This is a genomic window from Herbidospora solisilvae (genome assembly GCF_009901565.1).
Classification (GTDB): Bacteria; Actinomycetota; Actinomycetes; order Streptosporangiales; family Streptosporangiaceae; genus Herbidospora; species Herbidospora solisilvae.
Map to the genome: position 1 here is coordinate 459,163 of NZ_WXEW01000008.1, position 13,531 is coordinate 472,693.

The window sequence follows — 13,531 nt, forward strand, 5'->3', positions numbered from 1 at the left end:
GACGTGCTCGGGGAAGGTGCATACTGTGTCGTGTTGGCACTCGCCTAGTGAGAGTGCCAATGCGACGCAGATAGGTCTGACACCCGCGACGGCAGGCCGCTGGTCGCCTCTTCAGCTCATTCATCGCAATCTGAAGGGGAGGTCCGATCGTGACGACCGCCACCAAGGTTCCCGTTAAGCCGCTCGGCGACCGCATCGTGGTCCAGCCGCTTGAGGCCGAGCAGACCACCGCCTCCGGCCTGGTCATCCCGGACACCGCGAAGGAGAAGCCCCAGGAGGGCAAGGTCCTCGCGGTGGGCCCCGGCAACTGGGACGAGTCCGGCAGCAAGCGGGTTCCGCTCGACGTCAACGAGGGCGACGTCGTCCTCTACAGCAAGTACGGCGGCACCGAGGTCAAGTACGGCGGCGAGGAGTACCTCGTGCTCTCCGCCCGTGACGTGCTCGCCATCATCGAGAAGTAGGCCGTGAGAAGACCCCGGGCGCGACGAGCGCCCGGGGTCTTCGACGCTGAGAGGACTTGTTAAATGCCCAAGACCCTGTCGTTCGACGAGGACGCCCGCCGCGCGCTCGAGCGTGGCGTGAACGCCCTCGCCGACGCGGTCAAGGTGACCCTCGGCCCGCGTGGCCGCAACGTGGTCATCGACAAGAAGTTCGGCGCGCCGACGATCACCAACGACGGCGTGACCATCGCTCGTGAGGTCGAGCTCGACAAGCCTTACGAGAACCTGGGCGCCCAGCTCGCCAAGGAAGTCGCCACCAAGACCAACGACGTCGCGGGCGACGGCACCACCACGGCGACCGTGCTGGCCCAGGCCATGGTCCGCGAGGGCCTGCGCAACGTGGCCGCCGGCGCCCAGCCGCTGTCGCTCAAGCGCGGCATCGACCTGGCCGCGAAGGCCGTCAGCGAGAAGCTGCTGTCCTCCGCGCGTCACGTCGAGGACAAGAAGGAGATCGCCCACGTCGCGACGATCTCCGCCCAGGACGCCAAGATCGGCGAGCTGATCGCCGAGGCGTTCGACAAGGTCGGCAAGGACGGTGTCATCACCGTCGAGGAGAGCAACGCGCTCGGCCTGGAGCTCGAGTTCACCGAGGGCCTCCAGTTCGACAAGGGCTACCTGTCGGCCTACATGGTCACCGACCAGGAGCGCATGGAGGCCGTCCTCGACGACCCCTACATCCTCCTGACCCAGGGCAAGATCGCCTCCCTGGCCGACTTCCTCCCGCTGCTGGAGAAGGTCGCCCAGACGAAGAAGGCCCTGTTCGTGATCGCCGAAGACGTCGAGGGCGAGGCCCTGGCCGTCCTGGTCACCAACAAGATCCGCGGCACCTTCACCTCGGTCGCCGTCAAGGCCCCCGGCTTCGGCGACCGCCGCAAGGCCATGCTGCAGGACATCGCGATCCTGACCGGCGCGCAGGTCGTCTCCGAGGAGATCGGCCTCAAGCTGGAGCACGTCGGCCTCGAGGTGCTCGGCACGGCCCGCCGCGTCGTCATCACCAAGGACGCCACGACGATCGTCGACGGCGCCGGTGAGGGCTCGGCCATCGCCGACCGCGTCAAGGAGATCAAGCTCGCCATCGAGCAGTCCGACTCCGACTGGGACCGCGAGAAGCTCCAGGAGCGCCTCGCGAAGCTGTCGGGCGGCGTGTGCGTGCTCAAGGTCGGCGCGGCCACCGAGGTCGAGCTGAAGGAGAAGAAGCACCGCCTGGAGGACGCGATCTCGGCCACCCGCGCCGCGATCGAAGAGGGCATCGTCTCCGGCGGCGGCTCGGCGCTGGTCCACGTGGCCGCCGAACTCGACAACCTCGGCCTGTCGGGCGACGAGGCGACCGGTGTCGCCGTCGTCCGCAAGGCTCTGGTCGAGCCGGCCCGCTGGATCGCCGAGAACGCCGGCCTCGAGGGCTACGTCGTGACCTCCAAGGTCACCGAGCTCCCCGTGGGCCACGGCCTCAACGCCGCCACCGGCGAGTACGGCGACCTGGTCGCCCAGGGCGTCATCGACCCGGTCAAGGTCACCCGGTCGGCCGTGCAGAACGCCGCGTCCATCGCCGGCATGCTGCTGACCACCGAGGCGCTCGTCGTCGACAAGCCCGAGGAGGAGGCCCCCGCCGCCGCCGGCGCGGGTCACGGCCACGGGCACGGTCACTAATAACGGTTGCCGTTCTACGGCCCTCACCCCATTCCGGGGTGGGGGCCGTAGTTCTATATAGAAGCTGAACGCCGAATGGGCCTGAGCTGTCAGAACATCTGACAGAAATACAGCAATTTCCGCCTTTTAGTGAAATGTCCAAAACCGTCGAGTGTTCGTGCGATTACTTGCCGTTATCGCCGCCCCAATGTGACCAATCCGTATCCGTTCACCATGACGACAGTTCTCTGTGTGGCGGGCATCATGCCTAACGTGACCGAGGGATGCGTCGCCGACGCCGCAACTGGGGTAAGGCTTGCGATTGGGTCCAGAGTCGACGTGAGGCCGGAGGAGTCCGACCTCAGGGAGCTGACCAGTCTGGCCGTGACAGGGGACCGCACCGCCATCGAGAGGCTGCTGACGCAGCTGCGGCCGATGGTCGTGCGCTATTGCCGAGCCAGGCTTGGCAGGGTTTCGGGGCATTATCACAACGCCGACGACGTGGCCCAGGAGGTCTGCATCGCGGTGCTGTCGGCGCTGCCGCGTTATCGGGACATGGGCCGCCCGTTCGCGTCGTTCGTCTTCGGCATCGCCTCTCACAAGGTGGCCGACGCGCTGCGCAGTTCGGTGCGTTCGGCCGTGCCGACCCAGGATCTCCCCGACGGGCCCGACGAGGGTCCCGGGCCCGAGGAGACCGTCGTGCGCTACATCGAGGCCGAACACGCCCGCGCGCTGCTGTCGCGGCTGCCGGAGAACCAGCGCGAGCTGCTGATCCTGCGGGTGGTCTCGGGGTTGTCGGCGGAGGAGACGGGCAACGTCCTCGGCATGTCACCCGGCGCGGTCAGAGTGGCCCAGCATCGTGCTCTTGCCCGGCTCCGTCAGATGGCGGAGCTAGAGTCGATTGCGTGACAATCGACGTTGACGCCGTGCTCGACGCGTTGGCCCGGCGCGAGGCGGTGCGGTCAGCCGATCCGGCGATCTTGGTCCTGAAGGCCCTGATCGCCGATGTGGACAGCATTCAGGAAGCTCAGCGGCTTTCTTCGGTGTCGATGACGCCGTCGACGTAGCCCCTGGCGTACTCCCAGCTGACGTAGTCGGCGGGGTCGGGTTGGAAGGCGGGTTCGTGAACCTGGGGTCGGCCGTTGTCGATCATCTGGCGTAGGTTGCCCCGGAGCAGGTCCCAGTCGAAGTAGTGCTGTTCACCACATTCCGGGCAGTCGAGCACGAGACCGAGCACTCCCTGCGGTTCGAGCAGGGAGCGGAACACCTCCACGTCGGCGAGGTCGGTCAGGGCCTCGTCGCGCTCGGCCATCGTGAGCGGCTCGGCGTCGTCGAGCTCACCCAGCTCCACGGCGGGGTCGTTGGGGTCGTCCGCGAACGGGTCGCGGGGGACGTCTTCCAGCACGTAACCACCATATGACTCCCATCGCTCCCAGTGTGCTCAAAGGCCGGGTCAGGACAACCAGCCCCGGCGGGCGGCCTCCACCCCGGCCTGGAAGCGGGTCTGGGCCCCCAGCTCCGCCATGGCGTCGGCGAACCGCGCCCGGACGGTCCGGACCGACACCCCAAGGCGCCGGGCGATGGTGTCGTCGGAGATCCCCTGGGACGCCAGCCTGAGGACCTGCACGGCCCCCGGCGCGGGCCGGACCGGCACCGCCCGCTGCCACATCTCGTCGAACAGCGCCCGCAGCGCGCCCACCACGATCGGGGCCCTGACCAGGTAACAGTTGTATGCGCTGCCGGGTAACGACACCCCCCAGTCGGCCGGGAGGCCGGCGGCGTCGTGGCCGATCGCGAAGAACCAGCTCGGGATGCGATCGAGGACGCGGATGCCCGCCCCGGCGGCGGCGAGCCGGTCGAGGGAGTCGCGCATTCCGGGCATCGCGAGGGCGGACGCGGGGATCACCGCGCGGGCGGAAAGGAGATCGCTTTTGAGCGCCTCGATCCACGTGTCGGCATATTTGCGGATGAAATCCGTCAAACTACGTTCATCGGGGATCGCGGTCACCAGATCCGAAGGCGGCGATTGGAGCGCCAGCCCGATCACGCTCTCGTAGAGTTCGTCGGCGCCGTTCACCAGTTCCACGGGGAACCGGCGGTCCTGATAATCGCGCCCGGCGTCGTAGGTCAGGGTGAGCCCGCCCACCGAGGCCAGCACCGCGTCGATCTGGCGGCTCTCCTCGGCCAGGCGGTCGAGGCGGGCGGCGATCAGGCGTCCGATCGCGGCGGCGGGATGCCGGGCCAGGTATTCGCCGGCCTGCTCGTCGACCGCCCCCAGGCGGACCAGGCCGGCCAGCCGGACGGCCACCTCGTCGGCCGGCTCGTCGGCGGCCTCGGCGATCTCGGGGAGCGTGGCCCGGTGCAGCCGCAGGACGGTTTCGTACACCGCCGTCTGGGCCCTGGTGAGGCCCAGGCGTTCCAAAGGGTCGGCAGAGGTGCTCATCGTCGGTCCAGTCTCAGGTCGTGGTCGCGCCCAGATGTCTGCTCCCTCGCCCGGAGCCGCCGCGGCTGGGCCACCGAGCGACTTCGCGAGAATAACGCGCTATTGCGTTTCGGACCGAGAAAACCGCGACAGGTGCAGCTTCGTGTAGTTGCAGGTTCGGACATTGTGCGGAGACCGAGGGTGACGCACTCTTGACCCTGCGTCGGCACGGGTGGGACGCCGTGACCGACCGGGCGCGGAGGGGGGCTCGGCGGTCACCGTGGGGGTCCCATCACCCGACGCGTCAGGGGGGTCCGTCCTACGACGGTCCCCCCTTTCCGTGTTCTTCTCCGTTACGGCTCCGCCCGCCCGGCCCCGACCGGCCGCGTCCGCGCCGCCGCCCGACGAGGGCGCGTGGCGGACGCCTCTTTGCGTGAGCCCTAGACTGGCCCAGAGGCCTGACGAGGTCTTCTTTGCCGCAGGAGGGGGTTCGCGGACACCATGGCCAGATTCACCGAACAAGGGCTCACGTACGACGACGTACTGCTGGTGCCCGCATTTTCGGACATGCAGCCGGGTGACGCCGACACCAGCACCCGGCTGACGCGCACGATCACGCTGCGCATCCCGCTGATCAGCGCCGCGATGGACACGGTCACGGAAGCGCGCATGGCGGTGGCGATGGCCCGCCAGGGCGGCGTGGGCATCCTCCACCGCAACCTGTCGATCGACGACCAGGCGCGCCAGGTCGACCTGGTCAAGAGGTCGGAGGCCGGCATGGTCACCAACCCGGTCACCTGCTCGCCCGACGACACCCTGGCCGACGTCGAGTTGCTCTGCGCGACCTACCGGATCTCCGGCGCGCCGGTCACCGACGCCGAGGGCGTGCTGGTCGGCATCGTCACCAACCGCGACATGCGCTACGAGACCGACCACTCCCGGCGGGTCAGCGACGTGATGACCAAGATGCCGCTGGTCACCGCGCCGGTCGGGGTCTCCCGCGAGGAGGCCTTCCGGCTGCTGCGCACCCACAAGGTCGAGAAGCTGCCGCTCGTCGACGACCGCGGCCGCCTCCAGGGCCTGATCACGGTCAAAGACTTCACCAAGAGCGAGCAGTATCCGCTGGCCACCAAGGACGCCGACGGCCGCCTCATGGTGGGCGCCGCCATCGGGGTCGCCGGCGACGCCGAGGAGCGGGCCCGCGCCCTCATCGACGCCGGGGTCGACGTCATCGTGGTCGACACCGCCCACGGTCACTCCAAGGGCGTCTGCGACATGATCGCCAAGATCAAAGCCAACACCGCCGTCCAGGTCATCGGCGGCAACATCGCCACCCGCGCGGGCGCCCAGGCGCTCATCGACGCGGGCGTCGACGCCGTCAAGGTCGGCGTCGGGCCCGGCTCCATCTGCACCACCCGCGTGGTCGCCGGCGTCGGCGCCCCGCAGGTCACCGCCATCCACGAGGCGTCGCTCGCGGCCGGTCCCGCGGGGGTGCCGCTGATCGGCGACGGCGGCCTCCAGTACAGCGGGGACATCGCCAAGGCCATCGCGGCCGGCGCCGACGCGGTCATGCTCGGCTCCCTGCTCGCGGGCTGCGAGGAGTCGCCGGGCGAGCTGATCTTCATCAACGGCAAGCAGTTCAAGTCCTACCGGGGCATGGGCTCGCTGGGCGCCGTCCGCAACCGCGAGCGCGGGGGCGTGTCCTTCTCCAAGGACCGCTACGCCCAGGACGCCGTCTCCGGCGACGACAAGTACATCCCCGAGGGCATCGAGGGCCAGGTCCCCTACCGCGGTCCGGTCGCCGCCGTGGCCCACCAGTTGGTCGGAGGGGTCAGACAGGGTATGTGGTACACCGGCTCTCGCACCATCGAGCAGCTGCGTGAGAACGGCGAACTGATGCCGATCACCGCCGCCGGGCTGAAGGAGAGCCACCCCCACGACATCCAGATGACGGTGGAGGCTCCGAACTACCACCGTCGCTGACCTCTATCGACCAACAGGAAACACACATGACTCAGGTGGAGATCGGGCGCGGCAAGACCGGGCGGCGCGCCTACGCCCTCGACGAGATCGGCATCGTTCCCTCGCGGCGCACCCGCGACCCCGAGGAGGTGTCGATCTCCTGGCAGATCGACGCCTACCGCTTCGACCTGCCCGTCGTGGTCAGCCCGATGGACAGCGTGGTCTCGCCCCGCACCGCGATCGAGATCGGCCGCCTGGGCGGCCTGGCCGTCCTCGACCTCGAAGGGCTCTGGACACGCTACGACGACCCGCAGCCGCTGCTCGACGAGGTGGCCGAGCTCGGCACCGCCGCCGCGACCCGCCGGCTGCAGGAGATCTACACGGCGCCGATCCAAGACGAGCTGATCGGCCGCCGCATCGAGGAGATCCGCGCGGCCGGGGTGACCACGGCGGTCCGGTTGTCGCCGCAGCGCACGGTCCAGCACCACAAGGCCGTTATCGACGCGGGCGTCGACATCTTCGTGATCCGCGGCACGACCGTCTCGGCCGAGCACGTCTCGGGCCGGGCCGAGCCGCTGAACCTCAAGCAGTTCATCTACGAGCTCGACGTCCCGGTGATCGTCGGCGGCTGCGCCACCTACACGGCGGCCCTGCACCTGATGCGGACCGGCGCGGCGGGTGTCCTGGTCGGCTTCGGCGGCGGCGCGTCCCACACGACCCGCAACGTGCTGGGCGTCGTGGTCCCGATGGCGACCGCGATCTCCGACGTGGCGGCGGCACGACGTGACTACATGGACGAATCGGGCGGCCGCTACGTCCACGTCATCGCCGACGGCGGCATGGGCGGCTCGGGCGACATCGCCAAGGCCATCGCCTGCGGCGCCGACGCGGTCATGGTCGGCTCGCCCCTGGCCCGCGCGGCCGAGGCCCCGGGGCGCGGCTTCCACTGGGGCTCCGAGGCCCACCACCCCGACCTACCGCGCGGACGTCGTGTGGAGTTCGGCACCATCGGCACCCTGGCGGAGATCCTCCACGGCCCGTCGTCGGTGGCCGACGGCTCGATGAACCTGATGGGCGCCCTCAAGCGCACGATGGCGACGTCGGGCTACAGCGACATCAAGGAGTTCCAGCGCGTCGAGGTCGTGGTGGCCCCGCCGACGCCGTGACGACGTGCTCGCACAGGGCGCCGGGATCTTCCCCGGCGCCCTGCCGCTTTTCCCGGGGCGGTCGGCGCGCAGCGCAGATGGCGAAATTTCTGGTGTTGGTTCGTCGTCCTAGACCCACTCGCCGTGGCGCATCACGCGGTGGACCTGGAGATCCTCGTCCAAGACCACCAGGTCGGCGCGTTTGCCGACGGCGATGGAGCCGACCTCGTCGTCCAGGCCCAGGGCCTTCGCCGGGTTCAGTGAGGTGACCTCGGTCGCCTGGGACAGGGTCAGGCCGTTGAGCCGCACGCCGCGCCGGAAGGCCTTGTCCATGGTCAGCGTGCTGCCCGCGATCGAGCCGCCGCCCTCCAGGCGGGCCTCGCCGCCTCTGACCTCCACGCGCATCGGGCCGAGGTCGTAGTCGCCGTCGGGCATGCCGGCGGCGTCCATGGCGTCGGTGACGAAGGCGACGCCGCCCTTCGCCGAGCGCAGGGCCAGGTCGATGACCGCCTCGTGGAGGTGGAAGCCGTCGTTGATCAGTTCGACGGTCACCCGCTCGTCGGCCAGGGCCGCCGTGATCGGGCCGGGGTCGCGGTGGCCCAGCGGGCGCATGGCGTTGAACAGGTGGGTGGCCACCGTCGCGCCCGCGTCGATGGCCGCCTCGGCCTCGTCGTAGGTCGCGTCGGTGTGGCCGATCGCGGCGATCACGCCGTTGGCGGCGCAGGCGGCGATGGCGTCGAGGGCGTTGGGGAGCTCGGGGGCGATGGTGAACATGCGGGCGTGGCCGTGGGCCGACTTGATGAGGTCGAGGAACTCCGGCACCGACGGCTCCCGCAGCAGGGCCGGGCGGTGCGCGCCGCACTTCGCGGCGGAGATGTACGGGCCCTCGAAGTGGATGCCCGCCAGCAGGCCCTCCCGGCAGAGCTCCGCCAGTTCGCCGGCCGCCCGGCGCAGGTGGTCGAGGGGGGCCGTGACCAGGCTGGCGACGGCCGTGGTCGTGCCGTGGGACAGGTGGAAGGCGAAGGCGCGCCGCGCCTCGGGGGCCAGACCGGTCGGGTAGCCCGCGCCGCCGCCGCCGTGGACGTGCATGTCCACGAAGCCCGGGACCACGAACCGGTGGCCCAGCGACTCGCCGTCGCGGGGGGCGGCGCCGTGGCCGATGTGGGTGATGCGGCCCTCCTCGATGGCGAGCCAGCCGTCGATGACCGCGTATCCGGTGACGATCCGGGCGTTGACGAGGGTCGTGCTCAAGGCAGGATCACCGATCTCGTGAGGTGGAGCGGTTCGTCGGGGTTCAGACCGTGGGCCAGGGCACGGGCGACGGCCACCCGCTGGATCTTCACCAGTTCCGCCATCGGGTCGCGGGCCGACTCGACGAAGGCGCCGCCGCAGTCGAGCACCTGCGCCGCGAGGCCCTCGGGGGCGTCGCCGAGCATCCACGTCACCCGGCCGGGGCCCGCGATCGAGATCGGGCCGTGGCGGTATTCCATCGCCGGGTAGCTCTCGGTCCAGGCGCGGGCGGCCTCGCGCATCTTCAGCGCCGCCTCGGCCGCCAGGCCGGTGGTCCAGCCGCGGCCGAGGAAGGTGTACTGGTCGGCGCCGGCCAGGTCGCCGAGGTCGTCGGAGAGGGCCAGCTCCGCGTCGGCGATCGCCCCGGTCAGGTCTTCGCCCAGGTGGGCCCGGAGCAGGGCGAGCTGGGTGGTGGCGAAGCGGGTCTGCACGACCGACCGCTCGTCGGCGAAGTCGAGCACGACCACCTCGCCCGCCGCCGTCATCACCGGCGTGGCCGGGTCGGCGGTGATCGCCACGGTGGGCGTCTCCACCGTGGTCAGCAGGGCCAGGACCTCGGTCGTGGTGCCCGACCGGGTCAGCGCGAGGACCCGGTCGTAGGCGCGGCCGAGCGGGAACTCCGAGGCGGCGAAGGCGTCGGTCTCGCCCTGGCCGGCGGACTCCCGCAGGGCCGCGTACGCCTGGGCGACGAACCAGGACGTGCCGCAGCCGACGACGGCGACCCGTTCCCCCGGGCGGGGGAGCGGCGCGTTCGCGGCCAGGTCGGCGGCCCTGGCCCAGAGGGCCGGTTGTGAGGCGATTTCCGATTCGGTGTGCGTCACAACCGGCACTTTATCCAGGCAGGCCCCTCACGAACCGGCGGGGGCGTAGCGGTGCACGGTCACGGATCCGCAGGTCCGGGACTCGATCCGGCGCAGCCGCAGGCGGTCCTTCAGGCCACTGAGCAGCGGGGTGCCGCCGGTGAGGATCACCGGGTGGACGGCGACGACGATCTCGTCCAGCAGGCCCAGGCCGGCCAGCGTCGAGGCCAGCGCGTTGCCGCCGGTCAGCATGATGTTCCCGTCGCCCTCCGCCTTCAGGGCGGCCAGGTCGGCGGTCAGGTCGGCGCCCCGGATGATCCGGGTGTCGTCCGGGACCTCGGTCAGGGTGTCGGAGACGACCACCTTGGCCTTCGACCGCCACTTGGGGGCGTAGGCGATGTCGTGGGGGTGGTCGCTGACCTGGTCGGCGGTGGGCCAGTAGGAGGCCATCCAGCCGTACACGACTCTGCCGTAGAGCAGGATGTCGGTCGCGTCGGTCTGCTCCTCGGAGAAGGCCGACAGTTCGGGGCCCATCTCGGCCCAGTCGAAGGCGCCGGGGCCGTCGATGTAGCCGTCGAGCGACGTGTTGACGTAGTAAACGATCTTCCGCATGTCCGCTCCTCAGTTCGTCGTTTCGCCAGTGGGTCGGAGCCGGGCGCGGGTTCTCTACATCCGTACCAAGAAAAAATGTCCGTCACTTCCCCTACGCTCGCGATCACTGATCAAAGGGAGGAAATGGGGATATGACGTACCTGGAGCTGTCCGAGGAAGGCGGCGGGGCGCACAAGTTCTACGAGGCCGTGGTCTCGGGGACGCGGGTGACCATCACGTACGGCCGGATCGGAGAGAACGGGCAGGTCAAGGTCACCGACTTCCCCACTGAGGAGAAGGCGCGGGCGGCGGCGGCCAAGAAGATCGCGGAGAAGACCAAGAAGGGCTACGCCCCGGCGGTCAGGGGGGTGCGGCAGCGCCGCGCGGTCACCCGGCGGGCCATCGTCAGCACCCGCTCCACCGCCCAGCAGGCGCCGGTGCTCTGGCGGTTCGCCAGCGGCTCGGCGGCGTTCGGCATCTTCGTCGACCGGGAGCGCTGCTGGGTCGGCAACCAGGCCGGGCAGGTCTACACGCTGACCCCCGAAGGCGACATGACCGGGCGCTACCAACTGCCCGACGGGGTCAAGTGCATCGTCGCCGACGACTTCTGGATCTACGCGGGCTGCGACGACGGCAAGGTCTACGACCTGAGCGGGAAGGTGCCGAGGGCGGCGTACGAGATCGCCTCCGACGTCGACATCTTCTGGCTCGACATCGCCGACGGCGTGCTCGGGGTCTCCGACGACTCCGGGCGGATCACCACGATCGACTACGAGGACGAGTTCCTCTGGGCCCGCACCGGCGGCGGCCGGTCCGGGTGGATGGTGCGCTGCGACGGCGACGCCGTCTTCCACGGGCACTCCGGCGGCGTGGCGCGCTACGACCTCCAGGGCAACCAGGCGTGGTACCAGACCGCCGCCTCCGGTGTGCTGTTCGGCTGGCAGGAGGAGAAGTCGGTTTACGCCGGCACGGCCAGCCGGACCGTCCACAAGCTGGCCAAGGCCGACGGCGCGGTCGAGGCGGTCTACCGCTGCGACGCGGCGATCTACTCGTGCGCGACCTCGCCCGGCGGCCAGTACGTCTTCGCCGGCGACTCCGCCTCCTCCGTCTACTGCTTCTCCGCCGACGGGACCCGGTTGTGGAAGCTGGCGACCGGCTGCGGGTCGGCGTTCTCCATGCAGTACCTCGACGAGCGCCTCTACATCGTGACCACCGACGGCTCGCTGGCCTGCATCGACGCGACCGAGCAGGCCATCGCGGCGGCCCGCGAGGGCACGGTCCCGCAGGCCCGCGACGTCAAGATCGCCGCCTCGCTGCCCGTGGTCGAGCCGTCGGTGACCGTCGAGACGACGACCGACACGGGCGACGGCGTCCTCGTCGAGTGCTTCAGCGAGGGCGGCCGGCTGCGGATCCGGGTGCTCAGCCCCGGATACGAGGCCTGGAACGTCCAGTTCCCCCGCGAGATCCGCGAGCCGGGCGCACGGTACGTGGTCGAGGGCATCCGGCCGTCGGGCAACGGCGGCTTCTACCGCGCCTTCGGAGACATCCGCCGCCTGGTCTGATCCGCTTGGTGGTCGATATGTCCCGCCAGGCCGTCCAGGAGCAGTTTCAGGCCGCCCGTGAACGCGTCGTGGGCGGCCTGGTCCCATTCTGCCGGGGGCATGCTCACTGACCTGGGGAAACGTTCGGCGAAGTCGGGGACCAGGTCGTTCATCAGGCGGGATCTGGCCGTCCACCACTCCTGGTCCGAGGTTCCCGTGTCCGAGGCGGCCGCCCGCCCCTCGGCGATCGTCCTCGCCGAGCCTCTGACCAGGCTGAACAGGGCGCTCACGGTCGCCCGGACGGCCACGTCGGGGAGGGCCTCCAGCAGCTTCTCCAGGACCGTCTGCTCGTGGGGGCCCAGGACCGGGCGGGCGTGGGAGACCTGCAACAGCCACGGATGGCGGAGGTAGCGCTCGTGGAGGGCCACGGCCCAGGCCTCGACCGCCTCCCGCCATCCGCCGGGCAGGTCGCCGATCGCGCCTTTGTGGGCGTGGTCGTACATGAGGTCGATCAGTTCCCGCTTGGTCGGGACGTAGGTGTAGAGCGCCATCGCCGTCTTGCCGAGACGCTCGCCGACCGCGCGCATCGACAGGCCGTCGAGGCCCGACTCGTCGGCCACGGCGATGCCCGCCTCCAGGATCGCGTCGACGGTCAGGGCCGGTTTCGGGCCGCGTCTGGGCGGGCCGTCACCCGCTGACCGCCACAGGAGCGCCAGTGTGCGCTCGGGGTCACCCTGTCCCGCGTAGACGACCACGCCGTGCCAACTCCTTACGGCATAAGCTATTGTTCCGGCTGTAAATAGCTTACAAGATAAGGAGATCGCCCATGTTCGCCACCCTCCACGACGGCGCCCGGATCGACGTCGAGGTCCACGGCGAGGGGCCCGCCCTGCTGCTGCCGGTGAATCCGAGACCGGCCGAAGACGGTCCGGCGACCGAGGCCGTGCGCGCCTGGGGAGGCGAGCCCGATCTCGGGTTCAACCTGATCGAGGGGCTCAAAGACCGGTTCAGGGTCGTCGCCTTCGACTACGAGGGGCACTGCCTGGCCGTGCCGAAGAAGGACCTGACCCCCGCCAACGTGGTCGGCGACCTCCTCGCCGTCGCCGACGCGGCGGGCGCCGGGACCTTCGCCTACTACGGCTACTCCTGGCTCGCCATGGCGGGGCTCCAGCTCGCCGTCCGGTCCGACCGGGTGACCACGCTGGTCATGGGCGGCTACCCGCCGATCGGCGGGCCCTACCGGGAGATGCTCGTCGTCACCGAGACCGCCTGGGAGTACGCCAAGAACCCCGAACCGCCCGCCGTGGACGTCGCTCCCGGCGACTGGGACAGTGCCACGCCGACGGCCGACCCGGCCCAGACCGGCCAGTTCATGGCCCTCTACCGGGAACTCCAGGAATTCGACGACCGGGCCGTGACGCTGGACATTCCGAGGCTCTGCTTCGCCGGGTCGCAGGACACCATCGTCTACAGCGACAAATGGGGCGGGGTCACCGTCGACATCGCGGGCCCGCTGCTCCGGAACCGCGACGAGATCGAGGCGAGGGGCTGGGAGGTACGGGTCCTCGACGGCCTCGACCACATGGGCGCCATGCGGTCGGCGGTGGTGCTGCCGATCCTGACAGGATGGGTAGGACGACAGGGGTAGGCGCAT

14 protein-coding genes are annotated in these 13,531 nt (G+C 70.2%); 8 read left to right on the plus strand and 6 right to left on the minus strand.

Annotated elements, in window-relative coordinates:
• Positions 1 to 149 precede the first annotated feature (149 nt).
• The 4 genes from groES to GT755_RS28200 all read left to right on the plus strand — a co-directional run bounded on the left by groES (position 150) and on the right by GT755_RS28200 (position 3,193).
• On the plus strand, positions 150 to 461 hold the full coding sequence (groES, locus tag GT755_RS28185; protein ID WP_030451443.1) for a co-chaperone GroES: 312 nt from the start codon (positions 150 to 152) through the stop codon (positions 459 to 461).
• Positions 462 to 524: 63 nt separating this feature from the next.
• Positions 525 to 2,147: a chaperonin GroEL gene (gene groL / locus GT755_RS28190; RefSeq protein ID WP_062344986.1), complete on the plus strand. Its 1,623-nt coding sequence runs from the start codon at positions 525 to 527 to the stop codon at positions 2,145 to 2,147.
• 243 nt (positions 2,148 to 2,390) lie between these two features.
• Positions 2,391 to 3,035, plus strand: a complete 645-nt coding sequence (locus GT755_RS28195) for a sigma-70 family RNA polymerase sigma factor (RefSeq protein WP_081898345.1) — start codon at positions 2,391 to 2,393, stop codon at positions 3,033 to 3,035.
• Positions 3,032 to 3,193: a hypothetical protein gene (locus GT755_RS28200; RefSeq protein ID WP_156045282.1), complete on the plus strand. Its 162-nt coding sequence runs from the start codon at positions 3,032 to 3,034 to the stop codon at positions 3,191 to 3,193. Before GT755_RS28195 ends, GT755_RS28200 begins: the two co-directional genes overlap by 4 nt.
• On the opposite strand, the gene GT755_RS28205 is transcribed toward GT755_RS28200, so the two are convergent.
• Together GT755_RS28205 and GT755_RS28210 are read right to left on the minus strand one after the other, a co-directional pair.
• A complete protein-coding gene (locus GT755_RS28205) occupies positions 3,154 to 3,531 on the minus strand; it encodes a DUF5319 domain-containing protein (RefSeq protein ID WP_030451440.1) in 378 nt (125 codons plus the stop codon). The genes GT755_RS28200 and GT755_RS28205 overlap by 40 nt on opposite strands.
• 48 nt (positions 3,532 to 3,579) lie before the next feature.
• Positions 3,580 to 4,569, minus strand: a complete 990-nt coding sequence (locus tag GT755_RS28210; protein ID WP_161482585.1) for a helix-turn-helix transcriptional regulator — start codon at positions 4,567 to 4,569, stop codon at positions 3,580 to 3,582.
• A 480-nt stretch (positions 4,570 to 5,049) separates the two neighbouring features.
• On the opposite strand from GT755_RS28210, the gene guaB reads away from it, so the two are divergent.
• Both guaB and GT755_RS28220 read left to right on the plus strand, forming a co-directional pair.
• Positions 5,050 to 6,531 (plus strand): IMP dehydrogenase, encoded by a 1,482-nt coding sequence (gene guaB, locus GT755_RS28215; RefSeq protein WP_161482586.1) that lies wholly within the window; start codon positions 5,050 to 5,052, stop codon positions 6,529 to 6,531.
• A 26-nt stretch (positions 6,532 to 6,557) separates the two neighbouring features.
• Positions 6,558 to 7,676, plus strand: coding sequence for a GuaB3 family IMP dehydrogenase-related protein (locus tag GT755_RS28220; protein ID WP_202610576.1), 1,119 nt, complete (start codon positions 6,558 to 6,560; stop codon positions 7,674 to 7,676).
• Between the two features lie 108 nt (positions 7,677 to 7,784).
• On the opposite strand, the gene nagA is transcribed toward GT755_RS28220, so the two are convergent.
• The 3 genes from nagA to GT755_RS28235 are packed head-to-tail and all read right to left on the minus strand — an operon-like array spanning position 7,785 to position 10,357.
• A complete protein-coding gene (nagA, locus tag GT755_RS28225; RefSeq protein WP_161482587.1) occupies positions 7,785 to 8,906 on the minus strand; it encodes an N-acetylglucosamine-6-phosphate deacetylase in 1,122 nt (373 codons plus the stop codon).
• Positions 8,903 to 9,766, minus strand: a complete 864-nt coding sequence (locus GT755_RS28230; RefSeq protein WP_161482588.1) for an SIS domain-containing protein — start codon at positions 9,764 to 9,766, stop codon at positions 8,903 to 8,905. The genes nagA and GT755_RS28230 overlap by 4 nt, the downstream gene beginning before the upstream one ends.
• A gap of 27 nt (positions 9,767 to 9,793) precedes the next feature.
• Positions 9,794 to 10,357, minus strand: coding sequence for a dihydrofolate reductase family protein (locus tag GT755_RS28235; protein WP_161482589.1), 564 nt, complete (start codon positions 10,355 to 10,357; stop codon positions 9,794 to 9,796).
• A 131-nt stretch (positions 10,358 to 10,488) separates the two neighbouring features.
• Here GT755_RS28235 and GT755_RS28240 point away from each other — a divergent pair, with 131 nt between their 5' ends.
• Positions 10,489 to 11,898, plus strand: a complete 1,410-nt coding sequence (locus GT755_RS28240; RefSeq protein ID WP_161482590.1) for a WGR domain-containing protein — start codon at positions 10,489 to 10,491, stop codon at positions 11,896 to 11,898.
• On the opposite strand, the gene GT755_RS28245 is transcribed toward GT755_RS28240, so the two are convergent.
• Positions 11,862 to 12,632, minus strand: a complete 771-nt coding sequence (locus GT755_RS28245; protein WP_161482591.1) for a TetR/AcrR family transcriptional regulator — start codon at positions 12,630 to 12,632, stop codon at positions 11,862 to 11,864. The two genes, GT755_RS28240 and GT755_RS28245, sit on opposite strands and share 37 nt — an antisense overlap.
• Positions 12,633 to 12,703: 71 nt before the next feature.
• Here GT755_RS28245 and GT755_RS28250 point away from each other — a divergent pair, with 71 nt between their 5' ends.
• On the plus strand, positions 12,704 to 13,525 hold the full coding sequence (locus tag GT755_RS28250; protein WP_161482592.1) for an alpha/beta fold hydrolase: 822 nt from the start codon (positions 12,704 to 12,706) through the stop codon (positions 13,523 to 13,525).
• Positions 13,526 to 13,531: the final 6 nt, after the last annotated feature.

What these genes read in the sequence shown, in the direction of transcription:
- GT755_RS28250 (WP_161482592.1), top strand. Translation starts at nt 12,704, where the DNA reads ATGTTCGCCACCCTCCACGACGGCGCCCGGATCGACGTCGAGGTCCAC.
- GT755_RS28235 (WP_161482589.1), bottom strand. Translation starts at nt 10,357, where the DNA reads ATGCGGAAGATCGTTTACTACGTCAACACGTCGCTCGACGGCTACATC.
- GT755_RS28210 (WP_161482585.1), bottom strand. Translation starts at nt 4,569, where the DNA reads ATGAGCACCTCTGCCGACCCTTTGGAACGCCTGGGCCTCACCAGGGCC.
- GT755_RS28195 (WP_081898345.1), top strand. Translation starts at nt 2,391, where the DNA reads ATGCCTAACGTGACCGAGGGATGCGTCGCCGACGCCGCAACTGGGGTA.
- guaB (WP_161482586.1), top strand. Translation starts at nt 5,050, where the DNA reads ATGGCCAGATTCACCGAACAAGGGCTCACGTACGACGACGTACTGCTG.
- GT755_RS28220 (WP_202610576.1), top strand. Translation starts at nt 6,558, where the DNA reads ATGACTCAGGTGGAGATCGGGCGCGGCAAGACCGGGCGGCGCGCCTAC.
- groL (WP_062344986.1), top strand. Translation starts at nt 525, where the DNA reads ATGCCCAAGACCCTGTCGTTCGACGAGGACGCCCGCCGCGCGCTCGAG.
- GT755_RS28240 (WP_161482590.1), top strand. Translation starts at nt 10,489, where the DNA reads ATGACGTACCTGGAGCTGTCCGAGGAAGGCGGCGGGGCGCACAAGTTC.